Here is a 20,517-nt window from a genome sequence, read left to right on the forward strand (position 1 = left end):
ATTAGACTGTTGTTTAAATATCTAATTGTATTAAAGGAGAAATTAATATGTCAATTCTCAATTTACCATTTAAAGCACTTGCAGATCCAACAAGGAGAAAAATTATTTTATTATTAAAAGATGGTGATTTGACTGCAGGGGAAATAGCAGAGCATTTTGATATGACTAAGCCAAGTATTTCTCACCATCTTAATGCATTAAAGCAATCATTGCTTGTAACCGATCAGCGCAAGGGGCAATATATTTATTATTCGCTTGATACTACGGTATTCCAGGAAGTAACTAATTGGTTCTTTAATACAGCACATGTTAATGAAGGAGGAGTTGAAAATGAAAAAGATAAATAATATTTTGAAGAAAGATTGGTTAATTTTAATTCTTATTGTATTAGGGTTTGCACTTGGAGCATATTTCTATCCATCACTCCCTGATAGAGTACCAACACACTGGAATCATAAAGGGCAAATAGATGGTTATGGTAGCAAATTATTCGGAACTTTCGGCCTTCCATTAATAAATTTAGGAATTTATTTATTATTTATTCTGCTTCCTTATATAGATCCTAAAAGAAAAAATTATGATGGGTTTCATTCAACTTATCAATATTTAAAGTACCTACTAGTTATATTTTTACTTGGTATAGAAGTGACTACACTTTTAATAGCTACAGGAGTTGTAATAAATCAGTCAGTTTTTATACCAATATTGGGTTCATTGCTATTTATTTCAATAGGAAATGTTATGGGAAGAATTAAATACAACTATTTTGTAGGAATAAAAAATCCTTGGACTTTAGCAAATGAAGAAGTGTGGAGAAAAACTCATAGGATGGCTGCACCAGTATGGGTTATAGGAGGTATCCTAAATATATTATTAGCTATTACAGGAATAAGTTTCAATGGAATAGCTTTCATAATTATTGTAGTAGCAATTATAGTTGTGCCAACTGTATATTCATATGTTGTTTTCCAAAAGATTGGCAATATAGATAAATAAGGATGAAACATGCAGGTTATACTATAAAAAAATTACTAGAATTGTGTATTTCGTACGGTTAAATGCCTTAATAACGATCTATGGACATATAGCTGAACTTAACGACCTCAATGTATAATATACAAACTATTTATTTTTGGACGAGAATAAGCTTTTAGTAACTTAGTTATTTAATTTTTTTGTAATTTTGAATAACTAGTTAAACAGATTACACATATTCCATCTACGATAACAGTTATACTAATTATTATAACTGTTATCGTAGATGAGCATATAGAAAATATTATAGGTGAAAAAAGTAAGTTTAAAGGTATAATTATAATAACAAATCTGATTAATATTTTTTTTAGATGGTCAATAGTATCATTGGTAATATTAAACTTGTTAATTGCATACTTACTAACTTTACTTGAAAATAAATTTATTAAGCCGATTATAACTATAAAATTAAATATAAATAATAAAACCGTGGTCATATTATCATCTCCCTATTCTAAATGAAAATTTTCCGAAATATTCTATGTGAGAATTTATCTCATTATCAACTTCCTTAAGTGGTTTTACATATGCATGTATTAGTTAATACTTCAGCTCCTCAGGAGATGCTTTAACAGTATTTATTTAATTATACTATTTTTACTATAAAGTTGGTATAAGAAACAAAAGAAAAAATTAAATTTTGGTTCTTAGATAAGTGTTAGAATGAGTCCATAAGGGTATAAGTTTAGTATGTTTAAAAAGCAAATGAAAGGGTGAGTTTAAATGGGTATTATGTTAGAATTTAAAGCTTTATTCATAATTATGCTACCGATATGGGTACTGGTTAGAGTAGTTTCAATTCTCAAAAACCGCAGTAAGGGTCAATTTTCAATTAAAAGAGAGATTGTGTTAAACCTTTTCTTTCTTTATATTCTCTGTTTTATAGGAATAACTTTATTCCCTTTATTTATAAACTGGACTGGTCAAAAGGGTAATGTTTCAATAAATGTTGTACCAGTCTTTAATACGGTAAAGGATGTTTCTAGTATTAGGCAAAATCCCGAAATGCAAAGTTTTATGATTAAATTTTGGATTAAGAATATTTTGGGTAATACGTTGCTACTATTTCCGTTCGGTTTATTACTCCCAATACTATGGAGAAAGTTTGATAATATGAAAAATACAATTTTAATTTCATTTTTGTTTTCTTTAGGCATAGAAATTGTTCAACTTTTATCTTACTATGTAGGCAATTTCGGAAGGTCATTTGATATTGATGACATAATATTAAATACATTCGGTGCTTGGATAGGATATATGTTTTACAAGAAAATTGTACTCAAATTGATTAATAAACAGTTTCTAAATGGCATTCATAGGAATGTAGGTTATAGTAAATAAATGTTTTATGGCAGAATGTATAAGTATAATTTTTAGTAGCCTATACGTGTTTTCCTTAAATAATCCATTAATCGTATTTTTACAATATTTTAGCTATCATAAAATATTATATTTCATAATGATTAGGGAAAAGTTTATTGGCTTGTATTAAATGGACAAGCCAATTTTAGATGTATTATCATCATTATTGTCTAACATAGCCATTAAATAAAATTTAACTAAATTTAACTAAAATTTAACTGTTTTGCACTTCATGACAGCTTAGTTGGCACTACTCCTATAAGGAACAAGAAATAAAAGCTCCTGGACCACCAGGAGCTTAACTAATGCCTAAACATATAGTTAAGAAATATTTGGAATTCAAGCAGAGACATACAACTATATTAATATTTACCATATAATGTTAATATAAGAGAGTGTTATTTATACGTTAAACTAATGGTTAGGAGGGATTTTTACTATATGGATAAAAGTAAAATAGTAAAATATTTCTGGTTCTGTTTAGAACAGGTTTTTTATGGATATTTGATCTGGTTGCATATGTCATTTGTATTAATACTAGCTTCATCCTATGTAACAAAAAATTATCTTATGGGTATGGTGGTAATATTTTTTTTATACACCCCTTTCCATGTCTTTATTCACAAAAACCCTTATGGAGTTAAAAAAACTCACTTTAATAAAAATATAAACTTAATACAAGTTTTAATGCAAATGCTTATTTTTTCACTTCTAATGTTAAATTTTGGAGATGCTATTTCGTTCTTAAAAAACTGGTGCAAATAGAATTTGCACTAGTTTTTTGTAAACATATTATTTTGGTGAATTAAAAAGAGGAAAGCAGGAGTGAAAAATTATTGATTTATTAAGTATAAAAGATATTAGAAAGCTACCAAGTAGTAAATACTCGGTAGATTTATTAGGATGTTTCAAAAATAACTGTATACATATTTAGTTTTGAAACGTCTTAGATTTTGGGTAATACGTTGCTACTATTTCCGTTCGGTTTATTACTCCAATATTATGGAGAAAGTAAGCTATTTTAGAAGCTGGATTGTGTGCACCAAATGCTTTAGCTAACTCGCGTATTGTTGAGTTAAGAAATATGGTGACTTAACGGCGAAAAAGTATTATGATTAGGAACGCTGAATCGTATCATAAGTAACGGAGGTTGTTTTTAGCTTTAACCATTGATATAAAATGGTTAAGGCTATGCTTGCAAGTGGAAATACTGTATCATAAGTAAGATTCTAAATGTTTTTATTAGGAAAATTAAATTAACTAATAGTTAATTTTTATGAATAAAAGATGAAAATTCTTCAATTGTTTAAATTATATAGATTTGATATCAGTTAATTAACGAAGTCCTAATTTAATTAAATGTACAAAAAAATGGAGGAGTTAATTTTATGAGAATAAGTGAGGTTATTAGAAATTATAGAAAAAAGGAAAATCTTACTCAAGAGCAAGTTGCTAATTATTTAAATATAAGTACACCAGCAGTAAATAAGTGGGAAAATGGAATATCATGCCCAGATATAGCACTGTTAGCACCTCTTGCACGTGTTTTAAAAATTGATGTTAATACATTATTGGCATTTAATGAGGAATTAACAGATGTAGAAGTAAAAAAGCTTACAAAAGAGGTAGGTGAAATGGCATCAAAAGAGGGACTCCAAAAGGCTTTTGAAAAGGCCAGTGATTTAATTAAAAAATATCCAAATTGTGATGAGTTGATATATTGGATATCAGTAGTTAGATTTATGGTATGCAAAAGAAAAACAGGATAAAGATAAAGCTATAGAAATGATTATAAATATGGTAAATGAAGCACGTAGCATGGATGATGCTATGAAGTCAAAACTATATAAGCATATGAAATTTAATGTGACCAACAGTTGGGGCAAAGATAAATATGAAAGATTAGTAAAAGGGGCATTTAAAAAAGACAAAACCCTTGATTTTGCCAAAAATGATCCTAGGATAAAATCTCTATTGGACTAAGACTAATTTTCTTATATATCGTTGCAAACATTCAGAATAGTAAAAAAAAGACAAGAACACTAACTGTTCTCGCCTTCATCTGATAATATTTTTTTTCTTTCTGAAATTAACTGCTCTATTGATTCCAGGTCTTCCATGGTTGCGTGATTGCGTATAAATGATTTGCAACTGCTCCTACTCTTTAGATAACTAGAATATTTCCTATTCTTTTCTTCCCAATTTTGATTGTATATTGTTCGTTTGCTTTTTTCCACTTTACTCACTCCAAATCAAGATATTTTTTTAATTACATCATAACTCTCAATCAATTCATATTTATTAAACATAGTGACCATTTTAACATTTGCAAACAATATCTCTTTATTTGCATAAGGCAATTCTTTAAGTCGTTTATATGCAATTATGATGCTGTCACCCATATAGAATATGTCTTCTTTATCGTAACCCCTGTTAATTAGTACTAAATATTTTTCTTTCATTGCAAACACCCCTACATTTTCCTTATATATAGTGTACAAGTGAACTACTCACCACCTAAGAGGTGGGAGCTTCTTGATCAATATAGCTAATGCTACAAGTTTATTCAAGCTATCAAGGTCATTCCAACCTCTCTAACAATATATCTTTTATTACATTGCTATTATTATTTTTCTACCATACCATCTAGCTTTATACTCTAATATTCTTCTAAATTCTGCGAAGCTAGCATCAGCTATTGATTAGCTATTTTTTTATGTAATTTTGCTGCTTTTATTTTAGCTTTCTTTCTGTTGCTACTACCTTTTTGTTTCTTTGACAATTCCTTTTGAAGTTTAGATACATAAATTATACTTTAGTAATTCTCTATTTAATATAATAATCCTTTAAGAAATTGACTATGACATTATTTAGACAAATTACTTTGTCGATTCACTTTTCATATGCAAAGTGAATATGGCATACTTATGTTGTTGGGAGGTCAAGGCAATACGTCAGCCAGTTACTAAAAGAATCAAAGCTAATTCCTGTTAAAAAATCAAAGAAAAGCACATTATTTAGCAGGTCAGAAGTTATGGGATTTTATAAAAAGAGAGATTAATTTTCTCTCTTTTTTCATGTATTTAACTAACTTGTTTTTAGCAAGGGAATGGCTTTTTTATATAATATAATAACTTTAAAATGTACTAGGGGTATGGCACCGATTCGCGGTGCGTCCCAACAGGGTGTATATTCTAACAGGTGGGAATCCTGCCACTTAATCTATAAATTATTTTTATACTACAATCAACAAAAGTATAAAACTATTTACATTTTGTTTAGGTTATTTTTAAAATAAAATTGTAAAAAAAATTTTACATTATGGAGTCATTATTATGAGGAAATTTCTTGGTGCGTTGTTATGTTCTATGAACCTTGCTATACTATTAAACACTACGGTAGAAAAATTATTTATACTTGAAAGTTAAAAAGAAAAATAGTGTGATTATTAAATGTAAAGGTTAAGGAGGTTAGAGAATGCTTAAGATTTTTTTGATTGAAGATGATGAAACAATTGCTTTAGGTATAAAGTCATTTTTATTGAGAAATAGTTATAAAGTTATCCATGCAGAGAATTTAAAAAAAGGGAAAGAGCTTTTTAAAACAGACATTGACATAATATTACTAGATTTAAATTTACCTGATGGGTCAGGTTTTGATTTTTGCCGCTATGTAAAAGAAATTAAAGACATTCCTATTATTTTTCTTACTATTAGGGATGAAGAATGCGATATTGTAAAAGGACTAGATATTGGAGGGGATGACTATATAACCAAGCCTTTTAAATTAAGTGTTTTGCATTCTCGTATATTGGCTGTTTTGCGGAGAACTGTAAAACAGCAGATACAAGAAGATGTTCTATGGTGTGGGAATATTAAAATGATTAAATCAGAAACAAAGGTATATAAAAATAATCTCGAAATAGAACTTACAATTGGTGAATACAATCTATTTAGGCATCTATTAGAAAATAAAAACCGTACTTTAACACGAGGGGTTTTATTGGAAAAACTGTGGGATATCGATGGGGAATTTGTAAATGATAATACATTATCAGTAGCTATAAAGCGTCTTCGTCAAAAACTTACGAATAATACAATTATTAAAACAGTGAGAGGAATAGGTTATAGGTTGGATGAGTAAGAGGGATATGAATAAAAAGAAATTTACTGTATGGATGTTTATTAGTTTTTTATGTATAACATTTTTTTGTGTTATATTTGGAAATTTCATTTTTAAGCAGACAGAGAAGATTTTTTATGAAAAAGCCGCACAGATTATAGCGTTTGGTGTTAAGGCTGATCCTAATATTGAACAAGTATTGATATCATCGCTAAAAACTAATAATATAACAGAAATTAATAAAGGGAAAAAAATATTAGAGCACTATGGATATAGTGAAGATTTTTTATATGGTTCTTATAATAATCGTAAAAGTTTTAATATAGTTACGGTTGGTATTTTGTTTTTAATCACTTTACTCTTTTTTTGTTTTGGAGGATTTCTGATAGGTCTAAATCATATAAAGCGTAAACGTATCGATAATCTTGCAGAATATCTTTACGCTATCAACGAAGGAAATTATAGAATAAATCCTCAGAAGAAAGAAGACGAATTCTCTATTTTAGAAGATGAACTATATAAAACAGTTGTGCTTCTTAGAGAAACCAGAGAAAAAGAAAGGAAAGAAAAAGAAAAATTAACAAATTACCTTGCAGATATTTCTCACCAAATGAAAACGCCACTTACGTCAATGTCACTTATGATTGAATTATTAGATGATAGGCCTATAAATGGGGAGGATGCTTTGTATATTGAGCGTATTTCAGCTCAGATATACCGTCTTAATCATTTGGTTTCGTCATTGTTAATACTTTCTAAACTAGATGTAGGAACCTTAACATTAGAATGTAAATGGATTAATGTTTATGAATTGGTATGTACTGCTGTTGAGCCATTAATCTTAATGATAGAAAAAAAGGAGCAACAACTTTCTATTCAAGAGGATAGTGATGTAGCTTTTATGGGAGATTTTTATTGGAACAATGAAGTCATCTTAAATGTTGTTAAAAACTGTGTAGAACATACACCATGTGGAGGTGAAATTTCCATAGTGTATGAACAAAACCCTATTTGCACACAAATTATTATTGAAGATAATGGAAAAGGATTTCATAAAAAGGATATACCACATTTATTTACTAGATTTTACAAAGGCGAAAATTCAGCCAAAGATAGTGTAGGGATTGGACTTGCTCTTGCTCAATCTATAGTTAAGAAACAAAACGGTGAAATTCGAGCAGAAAATAAAAAAACAGGGGGAGCGCGATTCACAATTAAGTTTTATTCAAATTAATTACATTTCAGAAGGAAATGAATTGATTGTAAGCAGTGTCACCGAACGGTCACTTAACAAAGATATAATGGGGTTAGAAGAAAATAAGGACTAAAATAACTAAATGTTATGATAGCAGGCCTTATTAAAGAGGGGGAGAATATTTTGGAAATATTAAGAACTGAAAATCTTACAAAAACCTATGGAATGGGTGATACAAAGGTCACTGCATTGGATAATTTAAATTTGAGGATAAGCAAAGGACAATTTGTTGCAATAATTGGATCAAGTGGATCAGGAAAATCTACACTTCTTCATATGTTAGGGGGAGTGGATAACCCTACAAAAGGAAAAATATGTATCGATGACACTGATATTTCATCAATGAATGAGACTGAATTAGCTTTATTTCGAAGGCGAAAAGTAGGAATAATATATCAATTTTACAATCTTATTCCTACACTAAATGTAGAAAAAAATATATTATTACCCATGCTGCTGGATGGTAAAAAACCTAAAAAAGAACAATTTGATAAAATTATAAAAATGCTTGGTTTAAACGAAAGGCTTAGTCATCTACCAAATCAGCTTTCGGGAGGTCAGCAGCAAAGAGTTGCTATAGCACGAGCATTAATTTATAGACCGTCTATTATTCTAGCAGATGAACCTACTGGAAATCTTGACAGAGCAAATACAGAAGCTATTCTTGAGATGTTGAGGGTTTCAAATAAAGAGTATAATCAGACTATGATATTGATTACGCATGACGAAAAAATTGCATTATCAGCAGATAGAGTGATTACAATTGAGGATGGTAGAATTGTGTCAGATGAGGTAATTAAAAAATGAAAATTATGAATGAATACACATATAACCATATGAAAAAGAATAAGCGACATACAATTTCTATACTAGTTGCTATTATAATTGCTTCAGCACTTCTATGCTCACTATGTATATTTATACATTCTAAATGGGAAACAAAATTAACCACAACAATTGAAAATACAGGTTATTGGAATGGGGAATTAGGCGACCCTATATCTGGTGATAAATTAAAATATGTCACAGAAAATCCCGAGGTTGAATCCACGATGATTAAAGGACAGTGGGTTACTGCTAAACTTTCCAATACAAAACGTCCGTATCTATCACTGAGAGATGCTAATACAAATTTTTGGCTAGACATGGGTTTAAAAAACACTCTTACTGAAGGTAAACTTCCTAAAAAATCCGGAGAAATTGTTGTATCAAAATTATTCTTCGCGGATAATCCTTCATATAAAATTGGCGATAAGTTGACTCTTCCTACCGGTAATCGAATGCTTGGTAGTGAACTAATTAGACCTAATGATTACAAACAATCAGGCGAGAAGTTTAAGACAACAGAAACTAATATATATACCATAGTTGGAGAATTGGATATTTCCGCGAGTTCTGCATACCCCGGATATATCGCCATGGGATACTTGGATACTTCGCGCATCAAGCCGGAAGATGAACTTACGGTTTATATGCGTTTTGTGAACCCTCGCACAATCTATGAAACATTACCGCAGATTGCGAAATCTACGGGATTAACCAAAAATGAACATGGAGAGTATCCAGTTAGGTATAATACGCCTTTATTAACTTTATATGGGATTAGCGATAAAAGTGGTGCAAACACTCAAATCATTATGATGATAGCAATGGCAATAACAATTATGTTACTAGTTATGGGGTCATTTATTCTTATTATCTATAATGCATTTTCTTTATCTGCTAACAGCAGGATTAAGGAACTAAGTATTCTGAAAAGTTTAGGAGCAACTCCAAGGCAAATTAAGTCTTCTGTTCTCTATGAAGGACTTTTACTCTGGATTATTCAATTACCAATTGGTATCATGATAGGATATATATTTAGTAATATTGTGTTTTCTAAAGTTAATAAAATTCTTAGTGTTACAGAAGATTATAGGAATGCATATGTTTCTTTTTCATGGGTAGTAGTTGGTTTTTCCATCATAATCTCATTGATTACTATTTTAGTTTCAGCATATATTCCTGCAAGAAAAATGATGAAAGTATCTGCTATTACTGGAATACGTCAGAATAGTACCAAAGTAAAATTAAAAAAACAAAAAGCCCACTTAATAATCAAAAAAATATTTGGTATAGAAGGTGAACTAGCAATATCACAATTTTCAGCTAACAAAAAGGCTTTGCGTACGGCTGTATTGTCTCTTTCAATGTGTTTTATCTTAATAGCGGGGTATATGAACATTATAGCCATCTTCAATTTAGTCAATTCTAAAAACGCTGAAATACCTACTCATGATATGAAGATTAGCCTAAAAATGATTGATAAACCAAGTGATAAGATGATAAATGAAGTTACTTCTCTGCCTGAAGTTAAAGATAGTGTCATTAGAAGACAGGTACGTACTTCAACTTATGTAACATCAAAACAGGAGTCAGATGTTTTTGCTAAATATGGAGGATTTGCTAAGGTACCCTCCAAACATAATATATATAGTAAGAATGGAAAGCATAGAATTATAACAAATTTAGTTGGATTAAGCGATAAATCTTTTAAAAAGTATTGTGAAAAAATTGGTGCTGATGACGAATCATATTATAAGGATAGTGTGACAAAAGGAGTATTGTTAGATAGCACAAATTATGTATCAGAGAATACAAAAACCATACAAAAAATACCATTGTTAAATATAAAAGAAGGCGATAAGCTAGTAATAAACGAAAAAATAGAAAATGATATGAATACAAATTATAAATTTAATGCTCAAGTGGGCCATGTTACAGAGATTTCTCCCTCTGAAATAGAAATGGGTGGATACAGCTTAGCATATATAGTTCCTATGAAAAACTATCAGCAAATAGTTAGTAATTTTATGCCAGAGAGCATGCTTGAATCTAATAGTATGTCAATTGATTTATTGGTTGGTGATGAGGCTAGCCCACATGTGAAGAAAGAACTAACTCGAATTTGCAGTTCTTATTTTGGATCCGAAGATTTTAGTATATGGAGTCTACTCGAAGAAAAAAATAATGACAAACTGAGTCAAAAAGCCATTTCTATTGGTGTTTTTTCTGTAGCCATAATGTTTGGATTAATAGGCATTATTAATGCTTTTTCTACCATTTCGAATAATCTTAGACTGCGCAAAAGAGAATTTGCTATGCTTCGAGCAGTAGGATTAACACCAAAAGGATTAAATAAGATGTTGATGATAGAAGGTTTGTTTTTTGCATTAACACCAATTATTGTTAGCATACCAATAGTATTATTTATTTGTTGGTATATGTTAAGATTAACGTTAATCACATGGTCTGAGTTTATATCTGTTTTTCCAGTTGTACCAATTTTAACGTATGCTATGCTTATAATTGCATCTATATTTTTGGCGTATGAGATTTCTTCAACAGGCGTTAAAAAAAGTAATGTAATAGAATCAATCAAAGACGAAATAGTATAATCAATGCAATAACAATTTAGAATTGTGTTTATTTAAATAAAGCTATTGATCATCTAAAGTATAATGGTGGATTTGATAAAAGTTTCTTAAATAATATATCACGACTTGGATGGAAGTATATAAATTTTTTAGGAGAATATAAATTTAATTTAAATCAAAATGGACATTTAAAAGATTTAACCCCATATGGCATGTTTTTATTGCAATACGGCACCGCAAAAAATAATAAATACCGCACTATTCATTTTGCTGAATAATGCGGTATTTACTATTTTCCACCCCCAAAACTATCTGGAAGTTTCTTTTGTAAATGTTTTGAGATGATTACTCCAGTTTCTATCAGCATATACATCTGATACATATCTAATTTCAGTTTTCCAAGTTCCGTTATAATTTAAACAATAATAACTTCTTTTAGTAGCACTCATACGAATACTTGAAGCATAGGAAATTGATACTACTGCAAGAACAGCATTATAGCAATATGGGTGATTATTTATTTGACAGCTCCGGTGAGGCTTGCTTCCATGATTAAAAACGTTAGAAAGTAATTTAACTTTTTATATTTATAATTTGATGTTATATCAATAAAAGTTAAAAAACAGGGCTTTTCTTATTAAAAATCAATCAATTATTATAAAATTAAAAAGTATATATGAATCTATTGTATGATTAACTATAAGATAAATAAAAATCATTAATATACCAGTAACCCAGGAGATGATTTGATTATAGGAAAGGAGATGATTAAATGAAAAAACGAATTAGTAATGATTTATTACTTAATACATTATTATTAAAGGACTTTATTAGCAATAACTGTAAGCTGGATTTGAAAGTATCAGTTACGAATAGTAAAGAGATTGTATCTAAAGTTGATAATAATATGTTTTATGAAGCAGGTAAATTACTTATGGTTTTTTTCATTGTAAATATTAATAATCTACAAAGAAAAAATATAAAATATGCTAAAGAAACCTTTTATATTATAAATTCACCAGTAAACAAGATAGCTGAAAATTATATGAAAAAACCAACATCTGAAAATATTATTGCTGATATAATATTAAAATCAACATATAATAAAGAAGTTTTACCTATAGAAGTTGTGAGTGTTACTAGAGAAAATTTGAATGAACTAAAAAAAGGCTTTGAGTTAGTTTATAAAACAATTATAAATGAAAAGATAAATTTAATAAATTTTCTGGAAAATTGTGAGCCCAAGAATATTCACTCAAATTTAATTAAAGATATAAAGCTTTTAAGTCCCCATGATCTAAAAGTACAACTTCAATTTATTGAATTAAAATATAGCAAGAATCTCATTGAAAATGAGTTATTAGGAAAAGTAATATGTTGTAAAGATAATTATGATGAGTTTATTAGTGCAAGTACTGAATTTTTAGATTTATTAATTGAAAATGCTACAATTGGATTTGGTGAAAATGGTTTAGAGTTAATGTGGATAGGGTATATTGATGAAAGATTAGAAGCTATTAAATATAAAAATATTTATATAGCAATATTCTTTGCATATATTGGGAAGGTAACAGCAAACAAATATTATTTTCAAGCAACTAAACAGTCAGTAAATTCCTTATTAACGTATGTAAATGATGATGAGGAAAAACAAATATATAATGATGAATATTATGAAATGTTAAAATTATTATATCTATTAAATGATTCTATGAAGTTAGATTATATAGAATTAGATAAAGTTATTCAAAAAAATACAAAATTATTTGCTTCAACGACATTTCAGAAGGAAGTCTCCCACTTCTATAAGTGGGGTTCACATGCTACAACAAAAATAAAACCTCAGTGGCAGTCTAAATATCCCTCTGAAGTCTTTGATTGCAGCATCGCAGATGATGATTTAATGGATTTAAAAGGTGGAATTAATTATAGCTCTAATAAAGATGAGATAATGTTAGAGTTTATTTTTAATAAGAGTCTGGACCTATTACATTCTGTAATATTGGAACCAGTTTCAATTTAGTATAGAAAATAAAGATTAATAAATGAGTTGTTGCAAATGGAATAAAACCATTCTGTAACAACTCCTTATTTTTTCTTGATATCGCAGCGACCAAGAAGATTATTTAACTTTTACAAAAAAACAAGCAGATGTTACAAATGATAGGTTACAAATAACATTTGTGAGGTGAATGAATAACGTTTTTACTTTTTTATAAAAATAGATGCTGACAAAGTTATACTAAATATATAGGAGCGGATTTATCACATTTGGTGATGAAACCTTACAAAATGGTAATGCTACGGTAAGGTTAATCGATAGTTGAAAAATAGAAAAATGATAAAGTAGTATAAGAGATAAAACAAGAGGAGTGATAAAGATGAATACAATTTTAAAAGTTCAAGATATCGAAAAAGTATATGGAAATAAAGGTAAAGTTACACATGCATTAAATGGTGTTTCTTTTGAAGTTAATAAAGGTGAATTTTTGGGGATAATGGGTTCTAGTGGAAGTGGGAAAAGCACATTACTTAACTGTATCTCTACCATCGATACTATTACATCAGGACATGTATATGTAGATGAAGAAGATATCACTCTTTTAAGTGGAAGTAAGCTTTCCAAATTTCGTCGTGAAAAATTGGGATTTATATTTCAAGATTATAATTTATTGGACACATTGACAGCATATGAGAATATATCATTAGCATTGTCCATTAATCATTGTCCTGTGAATAAAATGAAACAAGAAATAGATAATGTAGCTTTGGCTTTAAATATAGAGAAAGTACTTAATAAGTATCCTTATGAAATGTCTGGAGGACAGCAACAAAGAGTGGCAGCAGCTCGTGCTATGGTGGCTCATCCATCTTTACTTTTAGCAGATGAACCAACAGGAGCGCTTGACAGTAAATCTGCAAAAATGCTATTAAAAAGTTTGGAAGATTTAAATCGTAATCAAGAGGCCACAATCCTTATGGTAACTCATGATGCGTATAATGCAAGCTTTTGTAAAAGGATCATTTTTATTAAGGATGGAAAAATATTCAATGAGTTATATAAAGGCAGTCATGACCGAAAAACCTTCTTTAATAGCATCATGGAAGTTGTTTCTGTCTTAGGAGGTGAGGCTGATGATGTTTTTTAAACTTGTTTTTAAAAATGTACGTAGGAGTATTAAAGACTATGTGGTCTACTTTTTGACATTGGCCCTGGCGGTTAGTTTATTTTATGCATTTAATTCAGTAGCATCCCAACCAGGATTAAGCAAATTATCGTCTGTAATGAAAATGTTTAGCAATATTTTGACTCAATATATAGGACTTATATCAAAACTTATTGCTGTGATTCTTGCTTTTGTTGTACTATATGCAAATCAGTTTATTATGAAAAGAAGAAAGAAAGAAATGGGAATGTATATGACACTTGGCATGAACAAGTGGCGCATTTCATCTATCTTTGTGGGGGAAATTGTTTTGGTTGGTATATTTTCCTTAGTAATTGGATTAGGTATAGGGGTGATATTGTCTCAAGGACTTTCAATAATAGCATTAAAATTATTTGGAACTGACATGTCTTCATTTCAGTTGTCTATATCTGTTCCGGCTATAAAAGATACAATTATTAACTTTGCTATTATTTTTGTGGTTGTTATGATATTTAACACGCGTTCGATTTTTAAAGTAAAATTAATTGATTTATTGACAGCAGACAGAAAGAATCAAGAATTGCGAGTTCATAATAAATTGATTTCATTTTTATTATTTGTTACATCAGCAATTTGTATGATTTTAGGTGCATACATACTTTCAAGTACTGGACTTAACCAAACAACGCTGCCTAAAGTTATGGTACTTATAGGAGTTAGTATTCTATTATTTTATTATACCGCGTCTAGTGTAATGATTTCGTTTGTTCAAAAAAATAAACGTATGTACTTTCATGGATTGAATCCATTCTTATTTAGACAAATTGGTAGCAAGCTTCAGACAAATTATATTGTTATCACAGTTATTAGTGGATTGCTTTTGTGCTCGCTTGTAGTGCTTGGCACAGGGTTTAGCCTTATTGGTGAAATGAAGAATATAGCGAAGCGATCTACACCTTATGATGTTACCATTATGTTGCCTGTGAATAAGAGTAAAGTAACTCCGCTAGAGAAATCCAAAAAAGATGGAATTCATATGCAAGATAATTTGAAGGATTATTCTGAGAGCATTCTATATGTTGCGGGTTATACCTATGGAGATATGTTTACGGGGCAAGTCGTGAAATTAGCTACTGTTGATAAGGACTTGCCAAAATCTAAAGTTGCCTTTATGTCAGAGACGGACTTTAATAAACAAATGGTCCTTCAAAAGGAGAAGCCAATTAGATTATCTAAAAACCAATATCTTATAAATGCAACGTACAAGAACACAATGCCTTATGTAGATCATTTTTTAAAAAGCAATGGGAAGATTACAGTTTCTGGTCAAGAATTAACACCACAAAGAGCAGAGCCTATAAAAAAGACATTTGCACTAATTGAACCCATAGGTGCAAATGATAAGGGAACAATTATTGTACCAGATGAAATTGCTACAAAGTTAATACCAGAATCATATTTATTAAACGGTATTTATAAGGCAGATGCGAATAGAAATCTATTGTACGAACAGATGAATAAAGTATGGAGTGATGAATATATTGATGGGAAAATTTACTTCATAACAAAAGATTTTATGGAGAATGCGTATTTTGGAACATATGGAGTTCTTGGATTTGTATGTACTTATGTCGGTCTTGTGCTTATTATAATTTGTTTGGCAGTACTGGCACTTCAACAATTAACTGAAACGCAAGATAACAAGGAACGATATCAAACATTAGCCAATATAGGTGCTGATGGGAAAATGATTCGCAGAACATTGTTTCTACAGATTGGAATTTACTTTATTGTGCCACTCATTATGTCAATGGTCTTATCCACGTTTATTACTAAATCAGTAATAGAGAAAGTGGAGTTAACTCTTCAAATGTCTATTGGAGCAAATATGTTGCCTAGTTTTGCAATTATTATCGCATTGTATATGGTGTACTTCATTGCAACTTACGAAAATGCAAAACAAATTATTATCGAACAAAAAATAAAATAAAGGAGAGGATAATATGGGAAATTTTTTATTAAATTTAGGAGTATCTGAAGGAATTATTCAAACTATTAAATGGTGGTCGCCAGTCATTGGAGGAACTGTAGTAATCATTGCTATAGTTATTGTTGTGAGGATTATCGAACGTAAGAAAAACAAATAAATATGTAGGTAAAATTATGGAAGAAATTAGAAGGCCAGAAAAGGCAAAGGCAGGAGATGATTTAACCTATTAGAGTCTTTATACCTCTAGTAGATATAAGACATTCTTCTCCGTTTATCATATATGCAATACGCTTTTTTCTATCTATTTCTTTAACGTTATCTTTATTAACTATAAAGGAATTATGACACCTACAAAATCGATCATCTAGTCTATCTTCTAATTCTTTCATTTTACTATAAAACTCTACTTGCCTATTTTTACAATATAAGATTACTTTATGTATAGTTGTAGATGTTTCAAAAAAGATGATTTCATTAAAATCAACATTAATGATCTTATCTTCAACTTTAATAGAAAATACTTTTTGAAGTTCACAGGATTTAGCTTTGTATTTATCGTGAGCATTTTTCATACATTCACTTATTCTTTGTTGTATATTAGTATAATTATCTTTTATAATATAGTCCATAGCTTCAACTTTATATAAAAAGGTTAAATAACTCATTTCAGCATGGGTAGTTACAAAGACTATAAATCCTCGAGGATCATATTCTCTTATCTTTTCAGCTAATGTAATTCCATTAAGATCAGAATGTAAATCAACGTCTAAAAAATATAAACCTGAAATGCTCTTATCCTCTATTGTATTTAGTATTTCATATGGGTCATGAGTACTTAACTTAAGTTCCATATCATAATTTTCAATTAACACAATGTCTTTTACAATATTTTCTAGCTTCTCTTTTTGAACTATATTATCTTCACAAATAAAAATTTTTAGCATGGTTTGTCCCCTTTTGTCATTATATTTAATAAATATTTCTTATAAACAAATTTTTGCTTTATTAAAATATTTTAACATAAATAACCTAGTTATGCTCAATTTTTATAAAAAAATAAGCGAATTTTACTTATGTTATGATTAAAATTGCGTTTATTAGGTTAATAAATGTAATTTTTACTTTTTTTGAAATATGCATACATAAAAGGTTATACTAAATATATAGAGAACGAATTTAAATTATGAAAGGTGGCTTTTCATTATGAAAACTTCAAATCAAAACAGTATTTTTTTAAAAAAGTTAGCTAAAAGTCTTATAAAAATAGGAGAAATTCATGCGGGAAATATATGTATTTTAGGAGCTTTTTATGAGCCTAAGATACCTACTAATTTATTGAAAAGTAATAAATAAAATGAGAACAAAAAGTAAACTACATTTTGATTTTTATGAATTTATAACAACTAAATTATTAAATTACTTTAAAAATAATTTAAATTTAAAGTCATCTGAAATTGAAAAACTATATTTAGGAATTATAATTATATTAATAAATATAGGTAAGCTGTTAATTATAGCTATAGTAGCATTTTTTATAGGGATGATAAAAGAAGTACTTATATTATTTATTATGTTTGCAGCATTAAGATTAACAGCAGCTGGTATACATTTGAAAAGTAGTTTAGGATGTACTAGTGTAAGCTTAATTACTTTTATTGGCAGTGCTTATATAACTTTAAACTATCCTTTAAGTATTTCTTTAACATGTATAGTAAGTATTATTTGTACAGTAATATTATATAAATATTCTCCAGCAGATACTGAAAATCGTCCTATATTAAAAAAAGAACATAGAAAAAAACTTAAAATTAAGGCAACAGTAACAGCTTTAGTTTTTATATTTATAAATCTATTATTATCAAATAAGGTTGTATTTAATTTAACAATGTTCGCGTTACTCCTTCAAAGTTTAAGTATCTTACCTTGTACATATAAATTATTGAAAAGTAGTTATAATAATTATGAAAAATATGAACTTATTTAGTTGAGTCACTCATAACATGGGATTATTCCTATATTGTGAGTGTTTTTTTATTTATTGCAATTTATGTATGTTTTAGACTATAATTGAAATGTATGTTTTTACTATGAAATAATGGGGGTTAATAATAATGGAATACCATTTTAAGGTGCTATTATCAGTAATTGTAATGTTAATTACCTTTAGAAATATTAGCCCATATAAATTTAATATTAAAGAATATGTTATTATGATAGTTACTATAGTATCTATTTATATATTGCTATTCTTATTTGAGCCTAGACTAGCTCAAATAGCGGTATATTTTACACCTGTATTTTTTCTTTACAAAAAGAACAACAAGATAATAAGGAGTTTTATATTACAAATAATAGTGTGTTTAGTAATAATATTTGTAGATAATTTTACTTCAAGCGTATTCTCAAAAATATTTGGGGAAAAAATTTTTTTATCTACTCTAGTGTATTATAGTGTTTTATCGATTATATCATTAATAGTATATGTCCTCAGTAAATTTATAGGGAAATTACTAATGCGATATAATGACTTCATATTTGAAAATGGTAAGTCAAAATATTTTATTTTAATTAATATACTGTTAGTACTTTCATTTGGTTTATTTTATGTAATTTATAATTGGGTTAATTTTTATGATGATGGTTATATATCAGAAAAAACCACACTTCCAATTGTAGTATATGGGTCTATCATGATAATTATATGTATCTCTCTATTTTTTGTACTAAAGAAAGAAGCGAAATTCAAATATAAACAAATTCAGTTAGATAATCTGGAGCAGTACACTAATAACTTAGAAAATCTATATATGGATATGCGTAAATTTAGACATGACTATATAAATATAATATCATCTATGGCAGCGTTTATTGAAGAAAAGGATATTAAAGGTTTAGAAGAACATTTTAATAAAAATATTTATCCTTTAAATAACAAAATGAATAAAAATAATTATAAACTTGGTCTGTTAAAAAATATAAAATTACCTCAAATTAAAGGGTTAATATCAGGAAAAGTAATTCGGGCTCAAGAATTAGGGATAGATATAATAATTGATATAGTAGAACCTATAACAATTATTAAGATGGATATAATAGATTTGAGTAGATGCTTAGGAATAATTTTGGATAATGCTATTGAATCAGCCTTAGAAAGTGAAAAGAAAGTAATTGATGTTGCATTAATAAACAAAATCAGTTCTGTAATCCTAGTTGTAGCAAATACCTTTAAAGGCGATATCCCTGCTTTATCTAAACTATTTAAAGAAGGATTCTCTACCAAAGGCGAAAATAGGGGACTCGGACTAAGTAATTGTAAAGATATGATAGGTAAATATAAAAATATTTCATTAGATACATCAATATCTGATGTACAATTCATTCAAGAAATTACTGTAAGTAATAAATAACTGAAACTGCCACACCTAAAGTGAGTGGACTTTTTGTATAAATTCATTGTAACATCAATGGAACCAATCCTTACTGCTATGCAGTGGGGATTGTTTTTTTTCTTATTCATATCATTGTTATATATAAAAGCGTTGAATTTTATTTACATTAAATAATCTCCTGCGGAGCTGCACATTAACGACTTCAGAAGGAGATTTATACTCCCACTGAAGCTTTCTATTTGTTAGGGCAAGTAACTCCTACTTATAGTAGGTACTCCCACTTATAGAAGTAGGAGACTTTCCTTCTGAAATGTCGTTAAAAATTTACTTTATAAGCTTAAAAAAGTAGTGCTTATTTAAATATAATTAACGCTAAATTTAAATTTAAATTTAGCGTTAATTATATTTAAAACGTTGAAACTTACAAAATTGTAAATTTAATCAACTTAAATGTTATATTTATTGCAAGAAGTGAGAGACTTCCTTCTGAAATGTCGTTAAAATAATCAATAAAAGGAGAATAATTATGTTTAGATTAAATTTTTTTAAAAAATCTAGAAAAATAAATACTGTTACAGAAAAAGATGTGTTAATTGAATTGGATGATAATGAAATGAGTGCAGTTAAGGCAGTTGGTAATTCAATAGAATCAGCGAAATGGTTCTTAGGAGATGATCTGAATTATTTAACCAATAAAAAAATGTATTAAATCATCTCCTGTGGAGCTGAAGAATTAACTTGTGGAATATTAAATAAGTTCTTATCTTAGATATAGAGTATTATTTTATAAGTTAGGAGG

The 20,517-nt window shown here is 28.6% G+C and carries 20 protein-coding genes and 2 pseudogenes; 17 read left to right on the forward strand and 5 right to left on the reverse strand.

Annotation, left to right across the window (positions count from 1 at the left end; genetic code table 11):
* The first annotated feature begins 47 nt into the window (after nucleotides 1–47).
* Together KTC94_RS12990 and KTC94_RS12995 are read left to right on the forward strand one after the other, a co-directional pair.
* Nucleotides 48–347 carry an autorepressor SdpR family transcription factor gene (locus KTC94_RS12990; protein WP_216302422.1) on the forward strand — a complete coding sequence of 100 codons (300 nt, stop codon included), beginning with the start codon at nucleotides 48–50 and terminating at the stop codon, nucleotides 345–347.
* Entirely contained in the window at nucleotides 331–996 is a 666-nt protein-coding gene (locus tag KTC94_RS12995) for an SdpI family protein (RefSeq protein ID WP_216302423.1), read from the forward strand. The genes KTC94_RS12990 and KTC94_RS12995 overlap by 17 nt, the downstream gene beginning before the upstream one ends.
* A gap of 170 nt (nucleotides 997–1,166) precedes the next feature.
* On the opposite strand, the gene KTC94_RS13000 is transcribed toward KTC94_RS12995, so the two are convergent.
* Nucleotides 1,167–1,472 (reverse strand): hypothetical protein, encoded by a 306-nt coding sequence (locus KTC94_RS13000; RefSeq protein ID WP_216302424.1) that lies wholly within the window; start codon nucleotides 1,470–1,472, stop codon nucleotides 1,167–1,169.
* Nucleotides 1,473–1,758: 286 nt separating this feature from the next.
* Between KTC94_RS13000 and KTC94_RS13005 the strand changes: the two genes are divergently transcribed.
* The 3 genes and pseudogenes from KTC94_RS13005 (at nucleotide 1,759) to KTC94_RS17790 (ending at nucleotide 4,380) form a co-directional block, all read left to right on the forward strand.
* A complete protein-coding gene (locus KTC94_RS13005) occupies nucleotides 1,759–2,376 on the forward strand; it encodes a VanZ family protein (RefSeq protein WP_220319797.1) in 618 nt (205 codons plus the stop codon).
* 462 nt (nucleotides 2,377–2,838) lie between these two features.
* A complete protein-coding gene (locus KTC94_RS13010) occupies nucleotides 2,839–3,162 on the forward strand; it encodes a hypothetical protein (protein ID WP_216302426.1) in 324 nt (107 codons plus the stop codon).
* A 623-nt stretch (nucleotides 3,163–3,785) separates the two neighbouring features.
* A pseudogene (locus KTC94_RS17790) lies at nucleotides 3,786–4,380 on the forward strand (helix-turn-helix domain-containing protein).
* Nucleotides 4,381–4,439: 59 nt separating this feature from the next.
* Here KTC94_RS17790 and KTC94_RS13025 read toward each other — a convergent pair.
* From KTC94_RS13025 to KTC94_RS13035, 3 genes and pseudogenes are all read right to left on the reverse strand, one after another.
* Nucleotides 4,440–4,634, reverse strand: a complete 195-nt coding sequence (locus KTC94_RS13025; protein WP_216302458.1) for a hypothetical protein — start codon at nucleotides 4,632–4,634, stop codon at nucleotides 4,440–4,442.
* Nucleotides 4,635–4,649: 15 nt separating this feature from the next.
* Nucleotides 4,650–4,898 (reverse strand): hypothetical protein, encoded by a 249-nt coding sequence (locus KTC94_RS13030; RefSeq protein ID WP_220319798.1) that lies wholly within the window; start codon nucleotides 4,896–4,898, stop codon nucleotides 4,650–4,652.
* Between the two features lie 117 nt (nucleotides 4,899–5,015).
* Nucleotides 5,016–5,200 (reverse strand): annotated as a pseudogene (locus tag KTC94_RS13035) (transposase); the annotation flags it as partial.
* Nucleotides 5,201–5,874: 674 nt separating this feature from the next.
* On the opposite strand from KTC94_RS13035, the gene KTC94_RS13040 reads away from it, so the two are divergent.
* The 8 genes from KTC94_RS13040 (at nucleotide 5,875) to KTC94_RS13075 (ending at nucleotide 16,486) form a co-directional block, all read left to right on the forward strand.
* Nucleotides 5,875–6,540, forward strand: a complete 666-nt coding sequence (locus KTC94_RS13040) for a response regulator transcription factor (protein ID WP_220319799.1) — start codon at nucleotides 5,875–5,877, stop codon at nucleotides 6,538–6,540.
* A 7-nt stretch (nucleotides 6,541–6,547) separates the two neighbouring features.
* Nucleotides 6,548–7,753: a sensor histidine kinase KdpD gene (locus KTC94_RS13045; RefSeq protein ID WP_220319800.1), complete on the forward strand. Its 1,206-nt coding sequence runs from the start codon at nucleotides 6,548–6,550 to the stop codon at nucleotides 7,751–7,753.
* A 144-nt stretch (nucleotides 7,754–7,897) separates the two neighbouring features.
* On the forward strand, nucleotides 7,898–8,581 hold the full coding sequence (locus KTC94_RS13050) for an ABC transporter ATP-binding protein (protein WP_220319801.1): 684 nt from the start codon (nucleotides 7,898–7,900) through the stop codon (nucleotides 8,579–8,581).
* Nucleotides 8,578–11,211, forward strand: a complete 2,634-nt coding sequence (locus KTC94_RS13055) for an ABC transporter permease (RefSeq protein WP_220319802.1) — start codon at nucleotides 8,578–8,580, stop codon at nucleotides 11,209–11,211. The genes KTC94_RS13050 and KTC94_RS13055 overlap by 4 nt, the downstream gene beginning before the upstream one ends.
* Before the next feature lie 751 nt (nucleotides 11,212–11,962).
* Nucleotides 11,963–13,213: a hypothetical protein gene (locus tag KTC94_RS13060; RefSeq protein WP_220286329.1), complete on the forward strand. Its 1,251-nt coding sequence runs from the start codon at nucleotides 11,963–11,965 to the stop codon at nucleotides 13,211–13,213.
* A 358-nt stretch (nucleotides 13,214–13,571) separates the two neighbouring features.
* Nucleotides 13,572–14,339: an ABC transporter ATP-binding protein gene (locus KTC94_RS13065; protein WP_220286330.1), complete on the forward strand. Its 768-nt coding sequence runs from the start codon at nucleotides 13,572–13,574 to the stop codon at nucleotides 14,337–14,339.
* Nucleotides 14,326–16,329 (forward strand): FtsX-like permease family protein, encoded by a 2,004-nt coding sequence (locus KTC94_RS13070; protein ID WP_220286331.1) that lies wholly within the window; start codon nucleotides 14,326–14,328, stop codon nucleotides 16,327–16,329. The genes KTC94_RS13065 and KTC94_RS13070 overlap by 14 nt, the downstream gene beginning before the upstream one ends.
* A 13-nt stretch (nucleotides 16,330–16,342) precedes the next feature.
* The gene (locus KTC94_RS13075) at nucleotides 16,343–16,486 is read left to right on the forward strand and encodes a hypothetical protein (RefSeq protein WP_220286332.1); all 144 of its coding nucleotides are present in this window, start codon (nucleotides 16,343–16,345) and stop codon (nucleotides 16,484–16,486) included.
* A 61-nt stretch (nucleotides 16,487–16,547) separates the two neighbouring features.
* Here KTC94_RS13075 and KTC94_RS13080 read toward each other — a convergent pair whose 3' ends face one another.
* The gene (locus KTC94_RS13080; protein ID WP_220319803.1) at nucleotides 16,548–17,273 is read right to left on the reverse strand and encodes a LytTR family DNA-binding domain-containing protein; all 726 of its coding nucleotides are present in this window, start codon (nucleotides 17,271–17,273) and stop codon (nucleotides 16,548–16,550) included.
* Between the two features lie 259 nt (nucleotides 17,274–17,532).
* Between KTC94_RS13080 and KTC94_RS13085 the strand changes: the two genes are divergently transcribed.
* The 4 genes from KTC94_RS13085 (at nucleotide 17,533) to KTC94_RS13100 (ending at nucleotide 20,427) form a co-directional block, all read left to right on the forward strand.
* Nucleotides 17,533–17,682 (forward strand): cyclic lactone autoinducer peptide, encoded by a 150-nt coding sequence (locus tag KTC94_RS13085; RefSeq protein WP_220319804.1) that lies wholly within the window; start codon nucleotides 17,533–17,535, stop codon nucleotides 17,680–17,682.
* A gap of 1 nt (nucleotide 17,683) precedes the next feature.
* A complete protein-coding gene (locus tag KTC94_RS13090; RefSeq protein WP_220319805.1) occupies nucleotides 17,684–18,313 on the forward strand; it encodes an accessory gene regulator B family protein in 630 nt (209 codons plus the stop codon).
* A gap of 127 nt (nucleotides 18,314–18,440) precedes the next feature.
* The gene (locus KTC94_RS13095; RefSeq protein ID WP_220319806.1) at nucleotides 18,441–19,736 is read left to right on the forward strand and encodes a sensor histidine kinase; all 1,296 of its coding nucleotides are present in this window, start codon (nucleotides 18,441–18,443) and stop codon (nucleotides 19,734–19,736) included.
* 508 nt (nucleotides 19,737–20,244) lie between these two features.
* Nucleotides 20,245–20,427, forward strand: coding sequence for a hypothetical protein (locus tag KTC94_RS13100; protein ID WP_220286337.1), 183 nt, complete (start codon nucleotides 20,245–20,247; stop codon nucleotides 20,425–20,427).
* Nucleotides 20,428–20,517 lie beyond the last annotated feature (90 nt).

It is taken from the genome of Clostridium sp. CM028, from assembly GCF_030585565.1.
Taxonomy (GTDB): Bacteria; Bacillota; Clostridia; order Clostridiales; family Clostridiaceae; genus Clostridium_AD; species Clostridium_AD estertheticum_B.

Excerpts from the sequence above, each read along its gene's own strand:
- KTC94_RS12990 (WP_216302422.1), top strand. The coding sequence starts at position 48 with ATGTCAATTCTCAATTTACCATTTAAAGCACTTGCAGATCCAACAAGG.
- KTC94_RS12995 (WP_216302423.1), top strand. The coding sequence starts at position 331 with ATGAAAAAGATAAATAATATTTTGAAGAAAGATTGGTTAATTTTAATT.
- KTC94_RS13000 (WP_216302424.1), bottom strand. The coding sequence starts at position 1,472 with ATGACCACGGTTTTATTATTTATATTTAATTTTATAGTTATAATCGGC.
- KTC94_RS13005 (WP_220319797.1), top strand. The coding sequence starts at position 1,759 with ATGGGTATTATGTTAGAATTTAAAGCTTTATTCATAATTATGCTACCG.
- KTC94_RS13010 (WP_216302426.1), top strand. The coding sequence starts at position 2,839 with ATGGATAAAAGTAAAATAGTAAAATATTTCTGGTTCTGTTTAGAACAG.
- KTC94_RS13040 (WP_220319799.1), top strand. The coding sequence starts at position 5,875 with ATGCTTAAGATTTTTTTGATTGAAGATGATGAAACAATTGCTTTAGGT.
- KTC94_RS13045 (WP_220319800.1), top strand. The coding sequence starts at position 6,548 with ATGAATAAAAAGAAATTTACTGTATGGATGTTTATTAGTTTTTTATGT.
- KTC94_RS13055 (WP_220319802.1), top strand. The coding sequence starts at position 8,578 with ATGAAAATTATGAATGAATACACATATAACCATATGAAAAAGAATAAG.
- KTC94_RS13060 (WP_220286329.1), top strand. The coding sequence starts at position 11,963 with ATGAAAAAACGAATTAGTAATGATTTATTACTTAATACATTATTATTA.
- KTC94_RS13065 (WP_220286330.1), top strand. The coding sequence starts at position 13,572 with ATGAATACAATTTTAAAAGTTCAAGATATCGAAAAAGTATATGGAAAT.
- KTC94_RS13070 (WP_220286331.1), top strand. The coding sequence starts at position 14,326 with ATGATGTTTTTTAAACTTGTTTTTAAAAATGTACGTAGGAGTATTAAA.
- KTC94_RS13075 (WP_220286332.1), top strand. The coding sequence starts at position 16,343 with ATGGGAAATTTTTTATTAAATTTAGGAGTATCTGAAGGAATTATTCAA.
- KTC94_RS13080 (WP_220319803.1), bottom strand. The coding sequence starts at position 17,273 with ATGCTAAAAATTTTTATTTGTGAAGATAATATAGTTCAAAAAGAGAAG.
- KTC94_RS13085 (WP_220319804.1), top strand. The coding sequence starts at position 17,533 with ATGAAAACTTCAAATCAAAACAGTATTTTTTTAAAAAAGTTAGCTAAA.
- KTC94_RS13090 (WP_220319805.1), top strand. The coding sequence starts at position 17,684 with ATGAGAACAAAAAGTAAACTACATTTTGATTTTTATGAATTTATAACA.
- KTC94_RS13095 (WP_220319806.1), top strand. The coding sequence starts at position 18,441 with ATGGAATACCATTTTAAGGTGCTATTATCAGTAATTGTAATGTTAATT.
- KTC94_RS13100 (WP_220286337.1), top strand. The coding sequence starts at position 20,245 with ATGTTTAGATTAAATTTTTTTAAAAAATCTAGAAAAATAAATACTGTT.